This is a genomic window from Azospirillum agricola, assembly GCF_017876095.1.
GTDB lineage: Bacteria > Pseudomonadota > Alphaproteobacteria > Azospirillales > Azospirillaceae > Azospirillum > Azospirillum agricola.
The window spans coordinates 1-22,552 of record NZ_JAGINM010000020.1 but is presented as its reverse complement, the minus strand read 5'-3'; the positions used below and the strand labels follow the sequence as shown (position 1 = coordinate 22,552).

At 69.1% G+C, this 22,552-nt stretch carries 20 protein-coding genes and 1 pseudogene; 7 read left to right on the top strand and 14 right to left on the bottom strand.

Annotated elements, in window-relative coordinates; translation table 11 throughout:
- Positions 1-43: 43 nt before the first annotated feature.
- Positions 44-382, bottom strand: coding sequence for a hypothetical protein (locus J2847_RS25055; protein WP_209781512.1), 339 nt, complete (start codon positions 380-382; stop codon positions 44-46).
- A 254-nt stretch (positions 383-636) separates the two neighbouring features.
- On the opposite strand from J2847_RS25055, the gene J2847_RS25050 reads away from it, so the two are divergent.
- Positions 637-1,305, top strand: a complete 669-nt coding sequence (locus J2847_RS25050) for a dienelactone hydrolase family protein (RefSeq protein ID WP_209781511.1) — start codon at positions 637-639, stop codon at positions 1,303-1,305.
- Here J2847_RS25050 and J2847_RS25045 read toward each other — a convergent pair.
- The 3 genes from J2847_RS25045 to J2847_RS25035 all read right to left on the bottom strand — a co-directional run bounded on the left by J2847_RS25045 (position 1,217) and on the right by J2847_RS25035 (position 3,696).
- Positions 1,217-1,942, bottom strand: a complete 726-nt coding sequence (locus J2847_RS25045; protein ID WP_209781510.1) for a protein-methionine-sulfoxide reductase heme-binding subunit MsrQ — start codon at positions 1,940-1,942, stop codon at positions 1,217-1,219. The two genes, J2847_RS25050 and J2847_RS25045, sit on opposite strands and share 89 nt — an antisense overlap.
- Before the next feature lie 32 nt (positions 1,943-1,974).
- Positions 1,975-2,922, bottom strand: coding sequence for a protein-methionine-sulfoxide reductase catalytic subunit MsrP (gene msrP, locus J2847_RS25040; RefSeq protein WP_209781509.1), 948 nt, complete (start codon positions 2,920-2,922; stop codon positions 1,975-1,977).
- 105 nt (positions 2,923-3,027) lie between these two features.
- Entirely contained in the window at positions 3,028-3,696 is a 669-nt protein-coding gene (locus J2847_RS25035; RefSeq protein ID WP_209781508.1) for an O-methyltransferase, read from the bottom strand.
- A gap of 494 nt (positions 3,697-4,190) precedes the next feature.
- Between J2847_RS25035 and J2847_RS25030 the strand changes: the two genes are divergently transcribed.
- The 5 genes from J2847_RS25030 to J2847_RS25010 all read left to right on the top strand — a co-directional run bounded on the left by J2847_RS25030 (position 4,191) and on the right by J2847_RS25010 (position 13,301).
- On the top strand, positions 4,191-10,052 hold the full coding sequence (locus J2847_RS25030) for a HAMP domain-containing protein (RefSeq protein ID WP_209781507.1): 5,862 nt from the start codon (positions 4,191-4,193) through the stop codon (positions 10,050-10,052).
- Positions 10,049-12,289, top strand: a complete 2,241-nt coding sequence (locus J2847_RS25025) for a response regulator (RefSeq protein WP_233474768.1) — start codon at positions 10,049-10,051, stop codon at positions 12,287-12,289. The genes J2847_RS25030 and J2847_RS25025 overlap by 4 nt, the downstream gene beginning before the upstream one ends.
- Before the next feature lie 130 nt (positions 12,290-12,419).
- Positions 12,420-12,722, top strand: coding sequence for a hypothetical protein (locus J2847_RS25020; protein ID WP_233474767.1), 303 nt, complete (start codon positions 12,420-12,422; stop codon positions 12,720-12,722).
- A gap of 1 nt (position 12,723) precedes the next feature.
- Positions 12,724-12,993 (top strand): DUF5985 family protein, encoded by a 270-nt coding sequence (locus J2847_RS25015; protein ID WP_209781505.1) that lies wholly within the window; start codon positions 12,724-12,726, stop codon positions 12,991-12,993.
- Positions 12,993-13,301: a DUF5985 family protein gene (locus tag J2847_RS25010; protein WP_209781504.1), complete on the top strand. Its 309-nt coding sequence runs from the start codon at positions 12,993-12,995 to the stop codon at positions 13,299-13,301. Before J2847_RS25015 ends, J2847_RS25010 begins: the two co-directional genes overlap by 1 nt.
- Here J2847_RS25010 and J2847_RS25005 read toward each other — a convergent pair.
- The 7 genes from J2847_RS25005 to J2847_RS24975 all read right to left on the bottom strand — a co-directional run bounded on the left by J2847_RS25005 (position 13,284) and on the right by J2847_RS24975 (position 19,801).
- Positions 13,284-14,531: an MFS transporter gene (locus tag J2847_RS25005; protein ID WP_209781503.1), complete on the bottom strand. Its 1,248-nt coding sequence runs from the start codon at positions 14,529-14,531 to the stop codon at positions 13,284-13,286. The genes J2847_RS25010 and J2847_RS25005 overlap by 18 nt on opposite strands.
- Positions 14,532-14,541: 10 nt before the next feature.
- Entirely contained in the window at positions 14,542-15,726 is a 1,185-nt protein-coding gene (locus tag J2847_RS25000; RefSeq protein WP_209781502.1) for a thiolase family protein, read from the bottom strand.
- Between the two features lie 94 nt (positions 15,727-15,820).
- Positions 15,821-17,266, bottom strand: coding sequence for a class I adenylate-forming enzyme family protein (locus J2847_RS24995; protein ID WP_209781501.1), 1,446 nt, complete (start codon positions 17,264-17,266; stop codon positions 15,821-15,823).
- Between the two features lie 12 nt (positions 17,267-17,278).
- Positions 17,279-17,827, bottom strand: coding sequence for a biotin transporter BioY (locus tag J2847_RS24990; RefSeq protein WP_209781500.1), 549 nt, complete (start codon positions 17,825-17,827; stop codon positions 17,279-17,281).
- A gap of 34 nt (positions 17,828-17,861) precedes the next feature.
- Complete coding sequence (locus J2847_RS24985; RefSeq protein ID WP_209781499.1) at positions 17,862-18,479, bottom strand: energy-coupling factor transporter transmembrane component T family protein; 618 nt, start codon at positions 18,477-18,479, stop codon at positions 17,862-17,864.
- Positions 18,479-19,153: an energy-coupling factor ABC transporter ATP-binding protein gene (locus J2847_RS24980; RefSeq protein WP_209781498.1), complete on the bottom strand. Its 675-nt coding sequence runs from the start codon at positions 19,151-19,153 to the stop codon at positions 18,479-18,481. The genes J2847_RS24985 and J2847_RS24980 overlap by 1 nt, the downstream gene beginning before the upstream one ends.
- A 243-nt stretch (positions 19,154-19,396) precedes the next feature.
- A complete protein-coding gene (locus J2847_RS24975) occupies positions 19,397-19,801 on the bottom strand; it encodes a carboxymuconolactone decarboxylase family protein (RefSeq protein WP_209781497.1) in 405 nt (134 codons plus the stop codon).
- A gap of 648 nt (positions 19,802-20,449) precedes the next feature.
- Between J2847_RS24975 and J2847_RS24970 the strand changes: the two genes are divergently transcribed.
- Positions 20,450-20,782 carry a hypothetical protein gene (locus J2847_RS24970; RefSeq protein ID WP_085552210.1) on the top strand — a complete coding sequence of 111 codons (333 nt, stop codon included), beginning with the start codon at positions 20,450-20,452 and terminating at the stop codon, positions 20,780-20,782.
- 401 nt (positions 20,783-21,183) lie between these two features.
- Here J2847_RS24970 and J2847_RS24965 read toward each other — a convergent pair whose 3' ends face one another.
- The 3 genes and pseudogenes from J2847_RS24965 to J2847_RS34975 all read right to left on the bottom strand — a co-directional run.
- Positions 21,184-21,420 carry a hypothetical protein gene (locus J2847_RS24965; RefSeq protein WP_209781496.1) on the bottom strand — a complete coding sequence of 79 codons (237 nt, stop codon included), beginning with the start codon at positions 21,418-21,420 and terminating at the stop codon, positions 21,184-21,186.
- A 353-nt stretch (positions 21,421-21,773) separates the two neighbouring features.
- Positions 21,774-21,956: a hypothetical protein gene (locus tag J2847_RS24960; RefSeq protein WP_209781631.1), complete on the bottom strand. Its 183-nt coding sequence runs from the start codon at positions 21,954-21,956 to the stop codon at positions 21,774-21,776.
- Positions 21,957-21,974: 18 nt separating this feature from the next.
- Positions 21,975-22,249 (bottom strand): annotated as a pseudogene (locus J2847_RS34975) (IS5/IS1182 family transposase); the annotation flags it as partial.
- Positions 22,250-22,552: the final 303 nt, after the last annotated feature.

Sequence of the window (22,552 nt, the reverse complement as noted above, 5' to 3'; positions counted from 1 at the left end):
GGCCGGTCCGGTCCCGCCCTGCGCCCATCCGCGTCCGGGGGCTTCAGTCGAAGGTGAAGCCGCTGTCCTTCATGTAGATGTTGTGGACCTTGCACCAGTCCACCTTGAACTGCTCGGCCTCGTAGCCGATCCAGCTGACCTTGAAGGGAACCACGCAGCTTCCCTCGTCGCTGCCCCAGTCCATCTCGGCCGACTCGCCGGGCTTCAGCGTGAAATCGATCCAGTTCTTGCTCCACTCCCCCTTCTCGAAGGTGCGGAAGCCGTTGATGACGTATTCGGACGACTTGTTGTGGAGGTTGAACTTGTAGGTGTCGGCGGCCTGGGCCGCCGAAGCGAAGCCGGCCAGCGCGGCGAGCACGCAGAAGACAAGACGTTTGCGCACGAGGAGCACCTCTTCGATGGGGCGATGGATCGTCCGGCGGGCGGTCGCGGGGTGATGTCCCGCGCCGCGTCCTGTTGACGCTGCCAAGGAAATCGATCGCGCAGAAGAGTGTATTTTAGGCGGTTGCGAGGAAAATGCCTTTCGGTGATCCTGGCGGATCATCGCACCGCCCGAACCGGCAGGACGACGGTCGGGACACTGGCCAGGACAGTGGGCGGGACACGGGACGGAACAAGGCAAGGCGGGAGGCCAGCATGAGCGGCATCGACGGCGGCTGGGTGGAATTGCCGGCCGGGGACGGCCATCGATTCCGCGCCTACCGGGCGGCGGCCAGGGGAGAGGAGATCGGCCGGCTGATCGTCGCGCCGGAGATCTTCGGCATCAACCGCCACATCCGCTCGGTCTGCGACGGCTTCGCGGCCGAGGGCTACACGGTCATCGCCCCCGACCTGTTCGAGCGGGCCGAGCGCGCGGTCGAGCTGCCTTACGACGAGGCCGGGATCCAGCGCGGCATCGCCCTCAAGGGGCGGGTGTCCACCGAGGATGCGCTGAAGGATGTCCAGGCGGCGCTGGAGCGTCTCGGCGGCGACGCGGCGCTGGTCGGCTATTGCTGGGGCGGCAGCCTCGCCTGGGCGGCAGCCTCGCGACTGCCGCTGCGCGCGGCGGTCGGCTATTACGGCGGCGACATCGGCAAGCGGCTGGACGAGACGCCGCGCGTGCCCACCCTGCTGCATTTCGGCGAGCGGGACCACGCCATCCCGCCGGAGGTCGCCGCCGGCGTCACGGCGCGCCATCCGGCGGTTCCCGTCCATCTCTACCCGGCCGGGCACGGCTTCAACTGCGACGAGCGGGGGAGCTTCCATCCGCGAAGCGCCGCTCTGGCGCGGCTGCGGACGCTGGGGTTCCTGCGGGCCGTGTTCTGACACGGCCCTCCGCGCGGCGGGCGTCGGGCAGGCGGAGCGGCCAGCGGCGGAAGGCGAGCAGCCCGGCGGCGATGGCGGCGTAGACCAGCGGCGTCGTCTGCCAGCCCTTCACCAGCATGATGAAGTGCAGGCAGCCGGCCAGCCCGGCGATGAAGACGCCCCGGTGCAGCGCCCGCCAGCGCTTGCCGCCCAGCCGCTTGACCATGCCGTTGGTCGAGGTGGCGGCGAGCGCCGCCAGGATCAGGAAGGCGCCCATGCCGACCGTGATGTAGGGGCGCTTGACGATGTCCTTCCAGATCGCCGGCCAGTCGAAGAACTGGTCGAGGCCGATGTAGGTGGACAAATGGACCGCCGCGTAGAAGAAGGCGAACAGCCCGATCATCCGGCGGAAGCGCGCCAGCGCCGCCACGCCCGTCAGCATCCGCAGCGGCGTCACCGCCAGCGCGATCAGCAGGAAGCGCAGGGCCCATAGCCCGCTCTGCTTGACGCTTTCCAGCACCGGTTCGGCCCCCAGCTCGCCGCTCCAGGCCAGCCAGACCGTCCAGAACAGGGGAACCAGGGCGAGGGCGAAGACGACCGGTTTGGCCCAGCGCGCGGTCAGGACGGCGTTGGCGGTCTGGCGGAGGTCGGGAGCCATGTGAGGAACCTTGAGGGGGTGGGACGCAAGGCTCAGAAATTCGCCTTCAGGTCCATGCCGGTGTAGAGCGACGCGACCTCGTTGGCGTACCCGTTGAACATCAGCGTCTTGCGGCGCGAGAAGTCGCCGACCCGGCGCTCCGTCGCCTGGCTCCAGCGCGGGTGGTCGACCTCCGGGTTGACGTTCGAATAGAAGCCGTACTCGCGCGGCTGAGAGCGGTTCCAGGCGGTCGGCGGCTGGTCCTTGACCAGCGAGATCTTCACCACCGACTTGATCGACTTGAAGCCGTATTTCCAGGGCACCACCAGCCGGATCGGCGCGCCGTTCTGGTTGGGCATCGTCTCGCCGTACATGCCGACCGCCATCAGGGTCAGCGGGTGCATCGCCTCGTCCAGCCGCAGCCCCTCGACGTAGGGCCAGGTCAGCACCCAGGATTTCTGGCCGTACATGCGCTCCGGGTCGAGCAGGGTCTGGAAGGCGACGTATTTGGCGTTGCCGGTCGGCTCGACCCGCTTCAGCAGCTCGGCCAGCGGGAAGCCGATCCAGGGGATCACCATCGACCAGCCCTCGACGCAGCGCAGGCGGTAGATGCGCTCCTCCATCGGGAACTTCAGCAGATCGTCGATGCCGATGGTCGTCGGCCTGGCGACCTCGCCGTCGATGACGATCTCCCACGGGCGGGTGCGCAGCGCCGAGGCGCCATCGGCCGGGTCGCTCTTGCCGGTACCGAACTCGTAGTAGTTGTTGTAGGTCGTGGCGGACTTCATCGGCGTGGTCGCGTCCAGCTTGCCGTCGGCCGGCTTCACCGTGGTCGGCGCCTGGAAGGCCGCGGCCTGGGCCAGCCCCGGCCAGCCGGGCAGGCCGCCGACGGCGAAGGCCGCGGTGCCGGCCGCCATCAGGCTGCGGCGCGACAGGACCAGCCCCTTCGGAGTCACCTCGTCCTCGCGGGCCATCGAGGCGGTGGGGAACTTGAACAGCATCGACCCTCTCCCAATCCGGACGTCACCCCATAACCATAGGTCCGGAGCCGCCCGCCGGCAAATCACGGGGCCTACACGTTTGCGTGAACGGGAGTGGGAGGAGGATCAGGCCGGTTCGTGGACGTAGACGACGAAGCCGACGCTGTCGGGATCCGTCAGGCGCACCTCCAGCCGCCAGTCGGCCCGCGATTCGAGGTGCGGCCGCAGGAGGGCCTGCTTGTCGCAGTCCCAGTCATGGCACATCAGCACCGAGCCCGGACGGAAGTGCGGCTCGAAATACGCGAACTGCCGCATGGTCTGTTCGGGGTCCGAGGCGCCGTCGAGAAACACGCAATCGGCCCCGCCGGCCTCCGCGAGGATGGGGGCGAACCGTTCGGCGGAACTGCCGTGGATGAATTTGGCGTGCGGCTTCCGATCCGGCAGGTAGCGTTCGTAGAAGGACGCCGCCAGCAGATAGAGGTTCTGGTCGGCCTCCAGGGTCACCACCTGTCCGGCGCCCAGCGCCTTGAAGGCCGAGGACAGGAAGAAGGTGCTGCCGCCGCCGGTGAAGGTGCCGATCTCGAAGCAGTGGCGCGGCTTGTGACGGAGGATGGCGTCGTACAGGGCGCGGCGCTCCTCCAGATACATCTGGCCGATCAGGTCGCGGCAGCCCTCGAAGAGGAACTGGGTGTGGGCGTCCCATTTCGGTTTGACGGCCACCATGTAGAGGATGCGGTTGAGGTCGCTCAGCTCGTGGAAATTGTGGCGGAAGACGGGGCTGCTGGGGGTGAGCATCGGGGGCGACCGTCCGCTTGGTTCTGGCGATGGGGCCTCACTCTACCGCGCGGCGGGCGAGGGGAGCAACGCACGGCGATTCCAACATATTCTCGGAAAATTGGATCGTTCGGGGCGCTGCGGCTCCCGCTTTCCGGATGTCACGGCCTTCTCACGGACAAGCAGACGGATATCCGCCCAAGGTCATAGGCAAGCATCCTATGACGGGCGTCGGTGTGCGTACCAAAGGCTAAGTTGACCGGAATCGCCTTTACTTCATCGTGTGGGGCTGTAGGACTGCGCGCTAACTCATTCGGTCGGGATGGATTCACGTTGGGGTGAAGCTGGTATTTGCGCAAAGCGATAAGGTTGCGCGCATTGCTTGACCGGGTTCGGCGCCGTTGAATTCGAAGGCGTCGGATTCGATGGCGCCGGGTGTGACCGCGCCGAATTCGACCGGGGATGGGTGGACACGGGGGCGGCCGGCGGGGCCGCGAGCGGGATGGGGAAACGGCATGACGGCGACGATGGCGACCGCTGAGATTCTGGATCCGAAGGCGCTGCTTCTCGCCTTGCGGCAGCTCCGCAAGGGCGATTTCTCGGTCCGGCTGCCGATGGACCTGACCGGCGTGGACGGCGAGATTGCCGCCGCCTTCAACGACGTCGTCGAGCTGAACGAGAACCTGACCAAGGAGGTCAGCCGGCTCAGCGTCGCCATCGGCAAGGAAGGCAAGATCAGCCAGCGCGCCAAGCTGTCCAACGCGTCCGGCGGCTGGGAGACCTGCGTCGACAGCATCAACACGCTGGTCGGCGACATGATCCAGCCGACCACCGAGATCGCGCGGGTGATCGGCGCCGTCGCCAAGGGCGACCTGTCCAAGACCATGGCGCTGGAGATCGAGGGGCGGCCGCTCCAGGGCGAGTTCCTGCGCACCGCGCGCAACGTCAACACCATGGTGGAGCAGCTCGTCTCCGTCACCTCGGAGCTGACCCGAGTCGCCCGCGAGGTCGGCATCGAGGGCAAGCTGGGCGGGCAGGCCCATGTGAAGGGCGTCGGCGGCACCTGGAAGGACCTGACCGACAACGTGAACATGATGGCCGCGAACCTGACCGGTCAGGTCCGCAACATCGCCGAGGTGACGACGGCCGTCGCGAAGGGCGACCTGTCGAAGAAGATCACGGTGGACGTGAAGGGCGAGATCCTCGAACTCAAATCCACGATCAACACGATGGTGGACCAGCTGAACAGCTTCGCCTCGGAAGTGACGCGCGTGGCGCGCGAAGTGGGCTCGGAAGGCAAGCTGGGCGGCCAAGCGCGGGTGGAAGGCGTCGGCGGCACCTGGAAGGACCTGACCGACAACGTGAACATGATGGCGGCGAACCTGACCGGTCAGGTCCGCAACATCGCCGACGTGACGACGGCCGTCGCGAAGGGCGACCTGTCGAAGAAGATCACGGTGGATGTGAAGGGCGAGATCCTCGAACTCAAATCCACGATCAACACGATGGTGGACCAGCTGAACAGCTTCGCCTCGGAAGTGACGCGCGTCGCCCGCGAGGTGGGTTCCGAGGGCAAGCTGGGTGGCCAAGCGCGGGTGGAAGGCGTCGGCGGCACCTGGAAGGACCTGACCGACAGCGTGAACATGATGGCGGCCAACCTGACCGGTCAGGTGCGCAACATCGCCGACGTGACGACGGCGGTCGCGAACGGCGATTTGTCGAAGAAGATCACGGTGGACGTGAAGGGCGAGATCCTCGAACTCAAATCCACGATCAACACCATGGTGGACCAGCTGAACAGCTTCGCCTCGGAAGTGACGCGCGTGGCGCGCGAGGTGGGCTCGGAGGGCAAGCTGGGCGGTCAGGCGAAGGTCGAGGGCGTCGGCGGCACCTGGAAGGATTTGACCGACAGCGTGAATCTGATGGCGGCGAACCTGACCGGTCAGGTGCGCAACATCGCCGACGTGACGACCGCCGTCGCGAATGGCGACCTGTCGAAGAAGATCACGGTGCCGGTGAAGGGCGAGATTCTTGAGTTGAAGAACACCATCAACACGATGGTGGACCAGCTGAACAGCTTCGCCTCGGAAGTGACGCGCGTGGCGCGCGAGGTGGGCTCCGAGGGCAAGCTGGGTGGCCAAGCGCAGGTGAAGGGCGTCGGCGGCACCTGGAAGGACCTGACCGACAGCGTGAACGCGATGGCGACCAACCTGACCGGTCAGGTCCGCAACATCGCCGAGGTGACGACGGCGGTCGCCAACGGTGACCTGTCGAAGAAGATCACGGTGGACGTGAAGGGCGAGATTCTTGAACTCAAGTCCACCATCAACACGATGGTGGACCAGCTGAACAGCTTTGCCTCGGAAGTGACGCGCGTGGCGCGCGAGGTGGGTTCGGAAGGCAAGCTGGGCGGTCAGGCCCAGGTGAAGGGCGTCGCGGGTACGTGGAAGGACCTGACCGACAACGTGAACGCGATGGCGACCAATCTGACCGGTCAGGTCCGCAACATCGCTGAGGTGACGACGGCGGTCGCCAACGGCGACCTGTCGAAGAAGATCACGGTGGACGTGAAGGGCGAGATTCTCGAACTCAAGTCCACGATCAACACGATGGTGGACCAGCTGAACAGCTTCGCCTCGGAAGTGGCGCGCGTCGCCCGCGAGGTCGGCATCGAGGGCAAGCTGGGCGGGCAGGCGCAGGTGAAGGGCGTCGCGGGTACGTGGAAGGACCTGACCGACAACGTGAACATGATGGCGGCCAACCTGACCGGTCAGGTGCGCAACATCGCCGAGGTGACGACGGCCGTCGCGAAGGGCGACCTGTCGAAGAAGATCACCGTGGACGTGCGCGGCGAGATCCTTGAGCTGAAGAACACCATCAACACGATGGTGGACCAGCTGAACAGCTTCGCCTCGGAAGTGACGCGCGTGGCGCGCGAGGTGGGCTCGGAAGGAAAGCTCGGCGGTCAGGCGAAGGTCGAGGGCGTCGGCGGCACCTGGAAGGACCTGACCGACAACGTGAACATGATGGCGGCCAACCTGACCAACCAGGTGCGCGGCATCGCCAGCGTCGTGACCGCGGTCGCCGACGGCGACCTCAAGCGCAAGCTGGCGGTGGACGCCAAGGGCGAGATCGCCGCGCTGGCCAACACCATCAACGGCATGATCGAGACGCTGGCGACCTTCGCCGATCAGGTGACCAACGTGGCCCGCGAGGTCGGCATCGAGGGCAAGCTGGGCGGTCAGGCCCGCGTGCCCGGCGCCGCCGGCCTCTGGAAGGACCTGACGGAGAACGTCAACCAGCTCGCCGCCAACCTGACCACCCAGGTCCGCGCCATCGCCGAGGTGGCGACCGCCGTGACCAAGGGCGACCTGACCCGCTCCATCACCGTCGAGGCGATGGGCGAGGTCGCGGCGCTCAAGGACAACATCAACGAGATGATCCGCAACCTTCGCGACACCACGCTGAAGAACGCGGAGCAGGATTGGCTGAAGACCAACCTCGCGAAATTCACCCGCATGCTGCAAGGCGAGCGCGACCTCGTCACCGTCTCCAACATGATCCTGTCGGAGATCGCTCCGCTGGTGAACGCCCAGCACGGCGTCTTCTACGTTGCCGGCCGCGAGAAGGACGAGGCGATGCTGGAACTGGTCGCCAGCTACGCCCTGAAGGAGCGCAAGAACCTCGCCAACCGCTTCGGCCTGAAGGAAGGGCTGGTCGGGCAGTGCGCCTACGAGAAGAAGCGCATCCTGCTGACCAACGTGCCGCGCGACTACGTGTCGATCAGCTCCGGGCTGGGCGAGGCGCCGCCGCTGAACATCATCGTCCTGCCGGTGCTGTTCGAGGACGAGGTCAAGGCGGTGATCGAGCTGGCCTCCTTCGGCCGCTTCAGCGAGACCCACCAGTCCTTCCTGGAGCAGCTGACCGAGAGCATCGGCATCGTGCTCAACACCATCGCCGCCAACATGCGCACCGAAGGGCTGCTCAAGCAGTCGCAGCGCCTGACGACGGAACTCCAGAGCCAGCAGGAGGAGCTGAAGACCACCAACGAGCGGCTGGAACAGCAGGCCGCCTCGCTGCGCAAGTCCGAGGAGCTGCTCAAGGCCCAGCAGGAGAAGCTGCGCCAGACCAACGAGGCGCTGGAGGAGAAGGCCGAGCAGCTCGAACAGCAGAACGTCGAGGTCGAGCGCAAGAACCGCGAGGTCGTGCTGGCCAAGGCGGCGCTGGAGGAGAAGGCCGAACAGCTCTCCCTCACCTCCAAGTACAAGTCGCAGTTCCTCGCCAACATGAGCCACGAGCTGCGCACGCCGCTGAACAGCCTGCTGATCCTGTCGAAGCTGCTGGCCGACAACCCCGACACCAACCTGTCGGCGCGTCAGGTCGAGTTCGCCCACACCATCCACGCCGCCGGCTCCGACCTGCTTGGCCTGATCAACGACATCCTCGACCTGTCGAAGATCGAGTCCGGCACCGTCACGCTGGAGATCGGCGAGGTCGTGCTGGGCGACCTGCGCGGCCATGTCGAGCGCACCTTCTCGCAGGTGGCGCAGGAGAAGAAGCTGCTCTTCACCATCGAGATGGACGAGAAGCTGCCGGTCAGCATCCAGACCGACGAGAAGCGGCTGGAGCAGGTGCTGAACAACCTGTTGTCCAACGCCTTCAAGTTCACCGACGTCGGCGGGATCACCTTCCGCGTCGCCCCGGCGACGGAAGGCTGGAGCGCCGGCCACGCGGTGCTGAGCGCGGCCAGCTCGGTGCTCGCCTTCACGGTGGTCGACACCGGCATCGGCATCGCCGACGACAAGCAGCGCATCATCTTCGAGGCGTTCCAGCAGGCCGACGGCACCACCAGCCGCAAATACGGCGGCACCGGGCTCGGCCTGTCGATCAGCCGCGAGATCGCCCGCCTCCTCGGCGGCGAGATCCGCGTCGTCAGCGTGCTGGGCAAGGGCAGCGCCTTCACCCTCTACGTGCCGCTGACCTTCGACCTCGCCAGCGACGCCGCCCAGTTGACCGGCCAGTCGGGTGGGCCGTCCGGCGGCCTGCTGCCCAAGCGCGCCGACCTCGCCACCCGACCGATCGTCACCACCGGCTCGGAGGAGGGGCTGGCCCTGCTCCAGCCGCACCCGGCCTCCGACGACCGCGAGCGCATCCGCCCCGGCGATCCGGTGGTGATGATCGTCGAGGACGATTCGAAGTTCGCCTCCATCCTGATCGATCTGGCGCGTGAGAAGGGCTTCCGCACCGTGGTGTCGTCGGGCGGCACGACGGCCTTGCCCTTCGCCCGCAAATACCGGCCGGACGCCATCCTGCTCGACATCGGGCTGCCGGACATGGACGGCTGGGCGCTGCTCGACCTGCTCAAGCGCGACCCGCAGACCCGCCACATCCCGGTCCACGTCATCTCCGCCAAGGACGAGCGGCGGCGCGGCCTGTCGATGGGCGCCTTCGACTATTCGGAGAAGCCGGTCGAGCGCGAGGCGATCTTCGCCGCGCTGAACCGCGTCAAGACCTTCAAGGAGGAGCCGCACCGCAAGCTGCTGGTGGTCGAGAAGGAGAGCGGGGAGGGCCGCACCCCGCTCGGCATCGCCGCCCTGATCGGTAACGGCGACGTCGAATCGCGGACCGTCACCTCGACCGAGGCGGCCATGGCGGTGCTGAACGTCGACCGCTTCGACTGCATGGTGCTGGATCTGTCGACGCCGCAGCCGGCCGATTTCGAGCTGATCGAATGGCTGCGCACCCGCGAGTCGCTCGCCTGGATGCCGGTCGTGGTCTACGCCTCCACCGACATCGCCCCGGACGACGAGGCGCGGCTGCGCCGGCTGGCCGAAACGGTCGTGCTGAAGAGCGCGCGCTCGCCGGCCGACCTGCTCGACGACACCGCGCTGTTCCTGCACCGCGCCGTCGACCGCCTGCCCGACGAGAAGCAGCGCGCCATCCTCGACCTGCGCCAGCACGATCCGGCGCTGGCCGGCAAGCGGGTGCTGGTGATCGACGACGACATCCGCAACATCTTCTCGCTGGCCAGCGTGATGGAGGCGCACGCCATCCAGGTGCTGCACGCCGAAAGCGGGCGCGAGGGCATCGAGCTGCTGAAGCAGAATCCCGACATCGACGTCGCCCTGGTCGACATCATGATGCCGGAAATGGACGGCTACCAGACCATGCGCGAGATTCGCGGCATCGACTCGCTGCGCCATCTGCCGATGATCGCCGTCACCGCCAAGGCGATGAAGGGCGACCGCGACAAATGCATCGAGGCGGGGGCCACCGACTACATCGCCAAGCCGGTGGACATCGACCATCTGCTGTCGCTGCTGCGCATCTGGACCGCGAAGGGGACGCGCACGGTGCTGCGGGGGCTGCCGGCATGAACAGACGGAGGATCCGTCTTGCGGCGCCCGTGCCGGCACGGGGCATCCCGCGGCGGGGCCAGGGGGGAATCGCCCCCTTCGTCATCCCCCGCCAGGGTCTGGCGCCGCTCGACCCGGCGCCGCCGGCCATCGCCGGGCCGCGCGCCGCGTGGGAGAGCCGGGGCATGAGCAGCGACCCGCAACCGGAACCGCGCAAGCCGGACGTCGCCATCCTGATCGTGGACGACGATTCCCGGAACCTGTTCGCCGTGCGCGAAACGCTGGAGGAGCTGGGTGCGCAGCTCGTCCTCGCCAAGTCGGGCGAGGAGGCGCTGAAGCATCTGCTGCGCCAGGATTTCGCGCTGATCCTGCTCGACGTCCACATGCCGGGCATGGACGGCTACGAGACGGCCGAGATGATCCGCAAGCGCGAGCGGTCGCGCCACATCCCGATCATCTTCCTGACCGCCATCAACAAGGACGAGGTCCACATCTTCCGCGGCTATTCGACCGGGGCGGTGGACTACATGTTCAAGCCGGTCGACCCGCATGTCCTGAAATGCAAGGTCGCCGTCTTCGTCGACCTCTACCGCAAGAGCGAGGAGGTCCGCCGCGAGGTCGCCGCCAAGCAGAGGCTGCTCGACGAGAACGAGCGGGTCCGCCGCGAGAAGCTGCACGCCGAGCAGGCGCTCCGCCGCTCGGAGGAGCGGCAGGCGCTGATCCTGCGCCAGCTTCCCATCGTGCTCTACACCGCCGACCTGACGCCGGGGCTGCCCTTCCGCTACGTTTCCGACAACGTCGAGGCGGTGCTGGGCCATCCCGCCGGACGCTTCGTCGAGAGCAGCAGCTTCTGGGAGGAGCATCTGCACCCGGAGGACCGGCCGCGCGTGCTCAAGCAGCTCGCCTCGATCCGCGACGCCGGCCTGTCGACGGTGGAATACCGCTGGGTCTGTCCCAACGGGTCGGTGCGCCATCTGCTCGACCAGACCGTCGTCGTCCGCGACGAGGCCGGGGCGCCGCGCGAGCTGTTCGGCACCATCCTCGACGTGACCGAGACCCGGCAGGCGCAGCAGCAGCTCGCCCATTCCCAGAAGATGGAGATGGTCGGCCAGCTCACCGGCGGCATCGCCCACGACTTCAACAACATGCTGATGGTGGTGATCGGCAGCCTGGAGCGGCTGGCCCCGGTGCTGGCGGACGACGCCAAGACCGCGCGCCGCGCCGACATGGCGTTGCAGGCGGCGCTGCGCTGTTCCGACATGACGCGCCGGCTGCTGACCTTCGCGCGGCGCCAGCAGCTCCACCCCGAGCCGGTCGATCTCGACGCGCTGGTGGCCGGCATGGGCGAGCTGATGGAGCGCACGCTGGGCCGCGACATCGAGATCGTCATCGAGCCGCCGCCCGAGCCGCTGTGGACCGCCACGGTGGACCGCTCCCAGGCGGAATCGGCGCTGCTGAACCTCGTCATCAACGCCCGCGACGCCATGGCGGACGGCGGGCACCTGCGCATCCACACCGCCAACGCCCGCTTCCGGGGGCCGGCCTGCGCCCACGGCATGAGCGTCCCCGCCGGGGACTATGTGCTGCTGTCGGTGTCCGACAGCGGCTGCGGCATGGCGCCTGAGGTGCTGGAGCGGGCCTTCGAACCCTTCTTCACCACCAAGGAGACCGGCAAGGGCACCGGCCTCGGCCTCAGCATGATCCACGGCTTCGTCAAGCAGTCGGGCGGGCTGATCGGCATCGACAGCGCGCCCGGCGCCGGCACCACCTTCCGCCTCTACCTGCCGCGCGCGGTGGAGGTGGCCCGCCCGTCCGGCGAGCCGGACGGCGACGCGGCGGAGCAGAGCGCCGGCCGTGGCGAGACCGTGCTGGTGGTGGACGACGACGCCGACGTGCGCGCGGTGGCGGTGCAGGCGGTGACGGCGCTGGGCTACCGGGTGCTGGAGGCCGACGGGGGGGCCGCCGCGCTGGCGGTGCTCGACGGCGCGGCGGCCGGAGGGGCGGCGGTCGATCTGCTGTTCACCGACATCGTCATGCCCGGCGGCATGAACGGCCGCGAGCTGGCGCGCGAGGGGCTGCGCCGCCATCCCGCGCTGCGCGTGCTGTTCGCGTCGGGCTACGCCAACGGCTCGACGGCGCCGCTCGACCCCGAACTGGCCGCCGCCGAGACGCTGGCGAAGCCCTACCGCGACGCCGACCTTGCCCGCGCCCTGCGGCGCGCGCTCGATTCCGCCGCCGCCCTGTCCCAGGCGGGGTGACGGCTCCCTCCCCCCTGGCGGGGAGGGCTGGTGAGAAAAACAGGTCAGGTTCTGCTTTATGGTGTTGTCCGACGATGCGCTCACCCTTCTCCGCAGCTCGATCCGTTCGGTCTGGGCTCTGGAACTCCTGATGCTCCTGCGTCGGGATCCCAACCGCGTGTGGTCGCGCGACGAGCTGATCCGCGAGCTGCGCGGCAGCGAGCTGGTGGTGCAGGAGGCGCTGGATGCCTTTCTCGCCGCCGCCCTGGTCACGTCCGGGAGCGCCGGGAGCCACCAGTACCGGCCGGCGGTGCCGGTGCTCGACCAGTGGGTGGAGGAGATCGAGCGGGCCTACGCGCAGCGCCCCTCCGCCGTCATCCGGGAAATCTTCGCGGCGCCCGGCAACAAGGTGCAGATCTTCGCGGATTCGTTCCGTTTCCGGAGCAATGACTGACATGGATGTCGTGAAGTCTGGCGTCTATCTGCTGTGTTTCGCTGCGAGCCTGCTCTGCATGATCCTGCTGGCGCGCAGCTACTGGCGCTCGCGCTCGCGCCTGCTGCTGTGGAGCACGCTGTGCTTCGTGGCGCTCGCCATCAACAACCTGCTGCTGTTCATCGACGTGGTGGTCCTGCCGACGCAGGTCGATCTTCTGCCGTTCCGCCAGCTTTCCGCCCTCGCCGCGGTCGGGGTGCTGCTCTACGGCTTCATCTGGGATGCCGATTGATGGCCGGAACCAGCTATGGGTTCATCACCGGGGCGCTCGCCGCGCTCAACGTCGTCGCCGGGCTGTTCTTCCTGCGCTTCTGGCGGCGGACGCGCGACGCGCTGTTCCTGCATTTCGCGCTGGCCTTCTGGCTGTTCGCCCTCAACCAGGCGCTGGTCGCGGTGGGCGGCGTCGTGCGCGAGGAGCAGAGCTGGATCTACCTGCTCCGCCTGCTCGCCTTCGGGTTGATCATCGTCGCCATCGTCCGCAAGAACCTGGAGGGCGGCCGAAGGCTCCCCAGGGGGGGCGGTTCAGCGCAGGGAGGATAGCCGGTCGATCCGGCGCAGAGCCGGGAACATCCAGGCCCAGCCGGCCGCCAGCCCCATGGCGCCGAGCCCGCCCAGCACCACCGCCGGCACGATGCCGAGCGCCGCCGCCAGCGCCCCGGATTCGAACTCGCCCAGCTGGTTCGAGGCGCCGATGAACAGCGAGGCCACGGCGCCCACCCGCCCGCGCATGTCGTCGGGGGTGGAGAGCTGGACCAGCGTCTGCCGCACGAAGACGCTGATCTGGTCGGTCGCCCCCACCACCGCGAGCGCGGCGAAGGACAGCACCGGGTCGGCCGACAGCCCGAAGGCGACGGTGGCGGCGCCGAAGCTGGCGACGGCGGCCAGCATCCAGCGCCCGGCGTGGCGCCGCACGCCCCAGCGGGTGATGCAGATCGCGGCGGCCAGCGCGCCCAGCGCCGGCGCGCTGCGCAGCAGCCCGAGCCCCCAGGGGCCGACATGCAGCACGTCGCGGGCGAAGATCGGCAGCAGCGCCGTCGCCCCGCCCAGCAGCACGGCGAAGAGGTCGAGCGAGATGGCGCCGAGGATCTCCGGCCGGCTGCGGATGAAGGCTGCGCCGGCCAGCATGTTGGTCAGGCTCATCGCCCGCCGGGTCATCGTCACCGGGCGCGGCCGCATCAGCAGGATCAGGACCACCGAGAGCAGCATCGCCGCCGTGCTGAAGCCGTAGACCGCCGCCGGCCCGGCGATGTAGAGCAGCCCGCCCAGCGCCGGCCCGGAGATCAGCGCCACCTGCACCGCCGAGGCATGCCAGGCGACGGCGTTGGGCAGATCCTCGACCGGCACGGTGGCCGACAGGATCGCCTGGTTGGCCGGCCCCTCGAAGGATTTGGCGGTGCCGATCAGCGCCACGATGGCGAAGACCGCCGGCGGCGTCAGGGCGCCGGCCAGGGTCATCGACAGCAGGGCGGCGATGGCGGCCAGCTCGATCGACAGGGCACCCAGCAGCACGCCCCTGCGGTCGTGGCTGTCCACCACATGGCCGGCGACCAGCGCCAGCGCCAGGGTGGGCAGGAACTGGAACAGCCCGACCAGCCCGAGATCCATCGGGCTGCCGGTCATGTCGTAGACCTGCCAGCCGACGGCGACGACCTGCATCTGCAAGGCCAGCATGGAGCACACCCTGGCGCTCCAGAACAGGGCGAAGGCCCGGTGCCGGAAGGCCGAGCCGAAGGCGTCGCCGGACCCACCGGAGGAGGTCGCCGCCGTCATCGAACAGGCATCATCGAACAGGCTCCACGAGAGTCGCCAGCCCCAGCCCGCCGCCGATGCCCAGCGTCGCCAGCCCGCGCCGGGGCGCCGGGCCGTCGTCCGGACCGGGGAGGGGAAACAGGAGGTCGGAGAACAGCCGCGTCATCAGGATCGCCCCCGACGCGCCGTAGGGATGGCCGAGCGCCAGCGCGCCGCCGCCGGGGCAGACGCGGGCCTCGTCGATGCCCAGCGCGTCGAGGCTGGCCAGCACCTGGGCGGCGAAGGCCTCGTTGAACTCGATCCGGTCGATGTCGGCGACGGTCAGGCCGGGATGGCGGGCCAGCAGCTTGCGCACCGCCGGGATCGGCCCGGTGCCGAGCAGATTCGGGTCGACGCCGGCCGCCTGGGAATCGACGATCCGCAACCCCCGCGTCAGGCCGAGCGCCCGGAACCTGCGTTCCGAGACGATGGCGACGACCGCCGCCCCGTCGTTGACCGGGCAGGCGTTGCCGGCGGTGACGGTGCCGCCCTCGCGGAAGACCGGACGGAGGCGGGCCAGCCTGTCCAGGCTGGTATCGGCGCGCGGGCACTCGTCGCGGTCGACGGTGCGGCCGTCGGGCAGGGCGAGCGGCACGATTTCGCGCGTGAAGCGGCCGGCGGCCTGCGCCGCGACCGCCTTGCGGTGGCTGTCCAGGGCGTAGCGGTCCTGGCGTTCGCGCGCGATGCCGAAGGCGGCGGCGACGTTCTCGGCCGCCTCGCCCATCGACGGGTCGCCGACGCTGTCGGGGGCGAAGCGGGCGCGGTCGTAGAAGACCGGGCTGCGGGTGGGGCCGGACGGCTTGGCGACGCGCCAGGGGGCGGTGCTGGTGCTCTCGACCCCGCCGGCGAGGAAGACGTCGCCGGCCCCCGCCTGGACCAGCCGGGCGGCGAGGTTGATCGCCTCCAGCCCGGAGCCGCACTGGCGGTCGACGGTGAGGCCGGGGACCGCGACGGGCAGCCCGGCGGCCAGCGCCGACAGCCGGGCGACGTTGCCTCCCGGTCCGGCGGCGTTGCCGAGCAGCACGTCGTCCACCTCCGCCGGGTCGAGACCGGCGTCGGCCAGCACGGCGCGGATGACCGGCGCGGCGAGATCCTCGACGGGCAGGTCGCGCAAGGATCCGCCGATCCGCCCGACGGGGGTGCGCCGCGCCGCGACGAGGATGGGGCTTTGCGTCATGCCTTCCCGCCTTCAGTCCCCTTCTCCCCGCCGGGGAGAGGGCTGGGGGGAAGGTCGGGATGGGGATGAGGAAAGCCGGAAGACGCGGGAGCCCTCACGCCAGCTCCTCCAGCCGGCCGTCGCGCGCGCGGTCGCGCAGGGCGGCGCGGGCGATCTTGCCGCTGCCGGTCAGGGGCAGGCTGTCGGCCGCCAGGAAGCGCCGGGGCGCCTTGTAGCCCTCCAGCCTGCCATGGCACCAGGCGCGAAGCTCCGCCGCCGGGGCGCGGGCCTCCCCCCGCCACCAGAGCACGGCGGACACCGCGTCGCCCCAGTAGGCGTCGGGCAGGCCGAAGACCACCGCCTCTGCCACCGCCGGATGGGCGCGCAGGACCGCCTCGACCTCCGCCGGGTAGACGTTGAGGCCGCCGGAAATCAGCATGTCGCCCTCGCGGCCGGCCAGCCGCAGCCAGCCGCCGGCGTCGAGCCAGCCACAGTCGCCGACCGTTCCCCAGCCGTCCCGCTCGCGGTAGCCGGCGCCGTCGGCGTCGCCGATGTAGCCGTCGCTCAGCATGCCGCTGCGCACCCACACGGTGCCGGGCTGGCCGCGCTCCACCGGCCGGCCGTGGTCGTCGCGCAGGGACAGTTCCACCCCGTGGAAGGGCCGCCCGACGCTGTCGGCCGGCGCCCCCTCGCGCGAGGAGCGCAGGCTGACGAAGCTCAGCTCCGAAGCGCCGTAATATTCGAGGACCGTCACGTCCGGGCACAGCGCCGTCAGCCGCTCGTGCAGGGCGGGCGCCAGCTTGGCGCCGGAGCAGACCACCCGGCGCAGGGCGGGGAAGGGCGCGCCCCGCCGCTCCGCCGCGTCGAGGATGGCGACCAGCATGGTGGGCACGACGACCAGGGTGGTGACGCCGGCCTCCGCCAGCCGCCGGGCCGCGTCGTCGCCGTCGAACCTCGGCTGGACATGGACCGTCGCCCCGGCCGACAGCCCCTCCACCGCGCCGTAGAGGCCGAGGCCGTGCACCAGCGGTCCCGGCACCAGAACGACGTCGCCGGGACCGATGCCGAACTCGACCCGGCTGGCCTCCAGCGTCGCCAGCCAGGAGCCCTGGTCGCGGATGAACGCCTTCGGCCGCCCGGTGGTGCCGGAGGTGAAGCCGATCAGGAAGGGGGTCTTCGGATCGACCGGCGGCGGCATCCAGCCGGCCGACTGCGCGGCCATCCAGCCGGCCGCCGTGTCCTCGGCCAGCAGCAGGTCCGGACGCAGGGTGTCGAGCGCCGCCGTCGCCTGCCCCCCGCTCCATTTCGGGTCGAGCAGCGCCACGGTACCCCCTGCCGCGACGGTGCCGAGGAACAGCGCCAGCAGTTCCGGCCGGTTGCCCAGCCGCAACGCGACGCGCGGCGGCCGCCCCGCCGTTCCCGTCAGGGCGGCCACGCCGGCCCCCGCCCGCAGCACGGAGTCCCGCAGCGCGCCGTAGCCGATCGGCGCCCCGTCGAAGATCAGGGCGGGGTGCGACGGGGCACGGTCGGCGGCGTCGAGGAAGGGGCGGCAGAGGCTCATGGCTTCCGGCGATCAGGCGTGGGCCGGCAGCACGCCGGCGCGGCGCACGGCGGCGGCGGCGAAGGCGGCGACGCCCGCCTTGATCAGGTCGCCCGGAAGGAAGGCCATCGACCCGAACGCCGCCTTCTCCAGCGGCATCCCGGCGACCAGCGACAGCCAGGGGATGCCGCCCGCATAGACCACGGCGATGCCGCCCGCCGCGCAGACCGCGAAGAGCCGCACCGGGTTGACGCCGGTGGCGAAGCGCTCGGCGAGCAGCCCGGTGACGAAGGCGCCGGCCACCCAGCCCAGGATGAAGCCGCCGGTCGGTCCCATCAGCACGCCGATGCCGCCGCGCCCGCCGGCCAGCAGCGGCAGCCCGGCGGCGACCAGCAGGACGAACAGCAGCACCGCCAGCCCGCCGCGCCGGGCGCCCAGCAGCGCGCCGGCCAGCATGACGCCCAGCGACTGGGCGGTGACCGGCACCGGCAGGAAGCCCAGCGGAATGGGCGGAGCCATGCCGAGCCCGGCCAACAGGGCGGCGAACAGGGCGCAGAGGACGAGGTCGCGGGTGCTCAGCATGGTGGTGCGCTTCCTTCCTGGGTGGGGCTTGCCCCTACGGGCCGCGGTCGGCGGGGTCGTAGCCCCGCGCCTCCAGCGCGGCGGCCAGATCATCGGCCATGGTGAAGATCTTGACCAGCAGCGGAACGAACAGGGCGGCTATGCTCCGCTCCACGCCGCGCGCCTGCTGGGCCATGCGGACCTCGCGGACCTGTTCGGCCAGCAGTGGGATGAAGCGGATGGTCAAGGCCAGCATCAGCGCCAGCTTGGCCGGATTGACGCCGACGGGCCGGAGCAGGCCGAACACCCGCTCGAACAGCTCCACCATGTCGGTGACCCGTGTGGTCAGCGTGACCAGCGTCGCCAGCAGGATCAGCGCCGCGAAGCGGAGGACGGCGACCAGCGCCGCCTCCCAGCCGGTCCCGGCGAGCAGGGCCTGCACCCCGAACAGCAGCGCCAGCATCGCCACCGGCGCCCGCAGATGGCGCAGCACCGTCGCCACCGGCAGCCGCGCGGCGGGGAGCAGCCCGAGCCCGAGCGCTCCGGCCGCCAAGGCTCCCCAGACGCCGGGCAGCGCCAGCACCACGGCGGTGACCGCCAGCAGCCCGCCCAGCTTGACGCCCGCGGGCCAGCGGTGGACGGGCGACTCCCGGTGCAGGTAGAGTCCCAGCATCAGGACAGCCGCTTCACATAGGCGGGAATCGCGACGGAGGGCACGTCGTCGGCGACGATCCGCCCGTCCTCCAGCACCAGCACCCGGTCGAAATCCATCACCATGTCGAGATCGTGGGTGACGACCACGGCGTTCTGCGGCAACTCGCGGACCAGCTCGATCACCCGTCGGCGGTTGCGCAGGTCGAGCAGGGTGGTCGGCTCGTCGAACACGACATGGGCCGGCTCCAGCACCAGCACCCCGGCGATGGCGAGAAGCTGCTTCTCCCCGCCGCTCAGCTGGTGGGCGGGCTGGTGGCGGTGGCGGGCGAGGTTGTGGCGGTCGAGCGCCGCCGCCACCCGCCGGCCGATCTCCTCCTTCGGGACCTTGCGGGCCTTCAGGCCGAAGCCGACATCCTCCTCGACCGTCGGGAAGACGATCTGCATGTCGGGATTCTGGAAGACGAAGCCGACCCGCCGGCGCACCGCGCGCCCGTCCGTCCGCGTGTCGAGCCCATCGACCAGCACGCTGCCGGCTGAGGGCACCAGCAGCCCGTTCAGCAGCCGGGCGAAGGTGCTCTTGCCCGACCCGTTGCCGCCGACGATGGCGACGCGCCGCTCCGCCAGCCGGACGCTCAGATCGTGCAGGACGGGGCGGTCGCCGTAGGCGTGGGTGACGGAGCGGAATTCGATCATCGGGGCATGGTCATCGGGCGCGTGCTTGGCGTGTGACGGTCGTGTTCGGGTGCGGAAGCTCTTACCGCCTTTGTCTTCGCCCCGCCAGCATGACCTTGCCCGCGCCCGAGGCTTCGGTTGCCCCTTGATCGTGTCCACACCGATGGCGCCCGGCGCGCGCGCCGCGTCGCCTTCCCATCCGGGAGCCGCGGCTCCTGGCGAAGGGAGGGCGGCGCGCCGTCTTGCCGGTCAAATCTGGGTCGGTCAAATCTGGAATTCGGGATCGACCGGCACCTGCATGGCGGTCGCCATCGCGTTGGTCTGCATGGCCATGGTGAGGACGGAGAGGAAATCCTGGTGCTGCTCGTCGGTCATCCCCTTGGCCCGTGCGGCGGCGGTGTGGGAATGGACGCAGTAGGAGCAGGAGTTGGCCGTCGAGACGGCGAGGTAGATCAGCTCCTTGGTCAGCGGATCGAGCGCCGAGGGGGCCACCATCACCTGCTTCAGCCGGTTCCAGGTCGCCTCGAGGAGGTCCGGCTGGTTCGCCAGCGCCCGCCACATGTTGTTGACGAAGTCGGTCTTCCGCGTTGCCCGGATGTCATCGAAGACGGCTTTGACACGAGGGTTCCGCGCGGCTTCCGCGTCGGTCCAGAGCTTGACGGTGGACATGGTGGATCGGCCCTCCTGAGGCGCCGGGTGTTCAAGGGAGGAACAGGGACTTCCCGTTGGGTGCTTGATCCTACCGCCAAGCCGCCGCATGGGAAAGTCCGGCGGGGGCCGGGCCGGGTGCGGGGGTGCTGGCCGGAAGCGAGGGAGTGACACCGGAAAAACCAGCGGCGGCCGGCGATCCGGCGCCAGGCAAAGAAATTGCCCCGACATGATTATCGGCTTCGCCAGCCTATGCCGCGTCGACGGAATCCCCGCCGCGACCAGCTTGCAAGCCGCTGCACGCGCTGCGCCGGACGGAATGGGCATCGTCCGGTTGCCGGTCGACGGCGGGGTGACGAATAGATTGGGATGCGGCGGCGCAGGTGCCAGCAAGCAAGGGTGGCAATCCGGCAGGCACGGAAATGCCTGCCCCTTTGGGAAGCGGGCTGAAATCCGGGAGGGTTCGCATGCGATGTCACCGACAAGGAGGCAACGGGCGGCCTCCTTCATCATGCCGGCCGGCAAGCCCCCGGAGGGGGATGGCGCCAACCGCTGATTCCGCGAACGGCGGTGAACCATGACGGCGCCCCCGGAATTTTCAGAAAGTCCGCACGGCATCACGGCATGGGTGTATGAATATATTCCCTTCATTTTGTCGGGAGGCAAAGCATGAACGCGGTACGTGTCGGCAAGCATGGCTACAACTCCATCCTGACGACCTCGCAATCGGTCACGATCGTCAGCGCCGCCCAGAATACCGGCGGCATCGACCTCAAGTCGGCCCAGCTCTGGGCCGCAAACGACATCAGCATTCGGCTGATCGCCACCTACCCGGATTCCAGCAGTGTCGCCTTCTTCTACGTGACCGCTCTATCCAATCAGCCGGGAAGGGAGGCGATGCCCTATCCGATGAATCTTCCGGCCGGGGTGTCGTTGACGGCCGCTACCGGAAACGGTGTCGGCAGCGCCGGGGTATGGGTGAACTACGATCTCATCACCTGATGGCGCCATCCCCTGAGTTGGTTGCCCAGATGGAGTAAAAATTCCTTTGAGGCCATCAACCCATCGGTGTTCGTCGTCGGCTGGCGCCCAACCGTTGGCCGAGTCCGTCGGCTGAGTCTGTGGTCCGGGATTCGTTGCCCAGGCCATTGGCGCCCCACTCACGAGCTGGAGGCTGTCGATCCGGTCGCCCGCACGCCGATGCCGCATCGGCACCGGCAGGCTGGTGACCGTGCCGATGCTCGGTCTCGGCGCCCATAGGGCGTTCGAGAAGGTCAAAGGAGGCGCAGGAGGAGGAGGGCTCCGCCGAAGGGCGAGTCTCATGCCATGGCGACGGCGGTGTGGATCGATCCGGATCGTTCCACACCGCTGCGTACCAGTCGCATGAGGTCGTGTGGAGAGCCTCAGAGCTTCGCTATCAGGTCCATGATGGTCGTTGGGTCCGAAGCAGCGGTTTCTTGGTGTTTCTCGCTGATTTTCGGGGCGATCTGAGCAAAAGGGACGTGAGTGACGGTTTGTGTGCTCGCGCTGTTGGCCTTCATGATTTCTTCCGGCGTCATAAACGTTCCATCGGGCCGCTTGATGTTGACCTGTGTGATGGAATCGGTGACTTGGTCGTGGAAGATGGGCGGGTGAGTCATGGCGTGTATCCGGGGCGTGAGATCTCGTGTAGGCCGTGCCAAGGACTGAAACGGCCCGCCACGGTCGAAAGAGAGTGTGCGGAAGACGCGCCTTGCAAGTCCAGTGACCACCTGTGTCACCCCGCCCCGGTCCTTGCCACGGCGGCGGTCTCTGTTGAAAGGGATGGAGCGCCGGAAGCGCGGCGAGGGACAGGCCGCTGGCCGGCAATTCACATCACCCTGTTCGGCATTGGTGAAGCCGTGCCCGGCGCTTGGATCGACAACCGCACCAAGGAGAAGGACGCGCCGGGATGCGGGTTGCCGACGTTGCCAGGAATTGCCAAGCGGCACTGATACAGAAAGTGCCTCCGCCGTCAGACGGTGTCCTTTTCGGCGGGCGGCAGGCTCCGTTTCTCCAGGTCACGGATTTCGGCAAGCAGCGACATCGGGGGCGGCCGGCATCCGCAGGCCTGGGAATGCGCCAGATGCCATTCGACGCGCTGCCGATGGGTCGCTTTCCGCGGCATGGGGTGGGTCTCGTGCCAGTTCCTGTTCATCGTGCGCTCCGTGAGAATCCGCTCACGATGCCCACCAATCGCCGAGCGGCGGTTTGCTCGTGTTCTGGGCAACGTGCGGGGTGGCGCCCAAGCTTGCGCATGTTTGCCACGAAATCCTTGGTGTCGTAGGCGCTTGTCGGCGCCCACCGTGATGCGGTGGCGGCGGGGATCGCTTCGACCATGGACACCGCCACGGCACGCTCGGCCAAGCCGGTGGCGGCCGTGAGCCGCACATCGACCACCTGGGCGTGACGGTTCGAGGGCCGTCCGGATCCTCGGGTACAGACCCTCGAACGTCGGCGACAGTCGGCGACATCACCTCCAGCGCCTCGTCCACGATCGCTCGGATCGGCCGCAGCGGGTGATCGGTCGGGACCCACGTCTGGCAGCTCACACAGTTGAACAGACACTCGCTGCGTTCGTCCGAACCCCGCATCGTCCTCCCCCCAGCCGCAGAGAATTATGGCAGGCCGACCGTGCACAGCCCTTTTTCCGCATCCCGCTAGCACTACTTTGGCAGTTCTACTCCCGCCGGTGCGGGACGAGCCAGCACCGACAGCAGGGACATCGGAGCGGCGCGCAGGTGAGGATCTGCG

Bases quoted from the DNA above. Each gene is read 5' to 3' on its own strand.
- J2847_RS25050 (WP_209781511.1), top strand. From the start codon at position 637: ATGAGCGGCATCGACGGCGGCTGGGTGGAATTGCCGGCCGGGGACGGC.
- J2847_RS25045 (WP_209781510.1), bottom strand. From the start codon at position 1,942: ATGGCTCCCGACCTCCGCCAGACCGCCAACGCCGTCCTGACCGCGCGC.
- msrP (WP_209781509.1), bottom strand. From the start codon at position 2,922: ATGCTGTTCAAGTTCCCCACCGCCTCGATGGCCCGCGAGGACGAGGTG.
- J2847_RS25035 (WP_209781508.1), bottom strand. From the start codon at position 3,696: ATGCTCACCCCCAGCAGCCCCGTCTTCCGCCACAATTTCCACGAGCTG.
- J2847_RS25030 (WP_209781507.1), top strand. From the start codon at position 4,191: ATGACGGCGACGATGGCGACCGCTGAGATTCTGGATCCGAAGGCGCTG.
- J2847_RS25025 (WP_233474768.1), top strand. From the start codon at position 10,049: ATGAACAGACGGAGGATCCGTCTTGCGGCGCCCGTGCCGGCACGGGGC.
- J2847_RS25020 (WP_233474767.1), top strand. From the start codon at position 12,420: ATGCTCCTGCGTCGGGATCCCAACCGCGTGTGGTCGCGCGACGAGCTG.
- J2847_RS25015 (WP_209781505.1), top strand. From the start codon at position 12,724: ATGGATGTCGTGAAGTCTGGCGTCTATCTGCTGTGTTTCGCTGCGAGC.
- J2847_RS25010 (WP_209781504.1), top strand. From the start codon at position 12,993: ATGGCCGGAACCAGCTATGGGTTCATCACCGGGGCGCTCGCCGCGCTC.
- J2847_RS25005 (WP_209781503.1), bottom strand. From the start codon at position 14,531: ATGACGGCGGCGACCTCCTCCGGTGGGTCCGGCGACGCCTTCGGCTCG.
- J2847_RS25000 (WP_209781502.1), bottom strand. From the start codon at position 15,726: ATGACGCAAAGCCCCATCCTCGTCGCGGCGCGGCGCACCCCCGTCGGG.
- J2847_RS24995 (WP_209781501.1), bottom strand. From the start codon at position 17,266: ATGAGCCTCTGCCGCCCCTTCCTCGACGCCGCCGACCGTGCCCCGTCG.
- J2847_RS24990 (WP_209781500.1), bottom strand. From the start codon at position 17,827: ATGCTGAGCACCCGCGACCTCGTCCTCTGCGCCCTGTTCGCCGCCCTG.
- J2847_RS24985 (WP_209781499.1), bottom strand. From the start codon at position 18,479: ATGCTGGGACTCTACCTGCACCGGGAGTCGCCCGTCCACCGCTGGCCC.
- J2847_RS24980 (WP_209781498.1), bottom strand. From the start codon at position 19,153: ATGATCGAATTCCGCTCCGTCACCCACGCCTACGGCGACCGCCCCGTC.
- J2847_RS24975 (WP_209781497.1), bottom strand. From the start codon at position 19,801: ATGTCCACCGTCAAGCTCTGGACCGACGCGGAAGCCGCGCGGAACCCT.
- J2847_RS24970 (WP_085552210.1), top strand. From the start codon at position 20,450: ATGAACGCGGTACGTGTCGGCAAGCATGGCTACAACTCCATCCTGACG.
- J2847_RS24965 (WP_209781496.1), bottom strand. From the start codon at position 21,420: ATGACTCACCCGCCCATCTTCCACGACCAAGTCACCGATTCCATCACA.
- J2847_RS24960 (WP_209781631.1), bottom strand. From the start codon at position 21,956: ATGAACAGGAACTGGCACGAGACCCACCCCATGCCGCGGAAAGCGACC.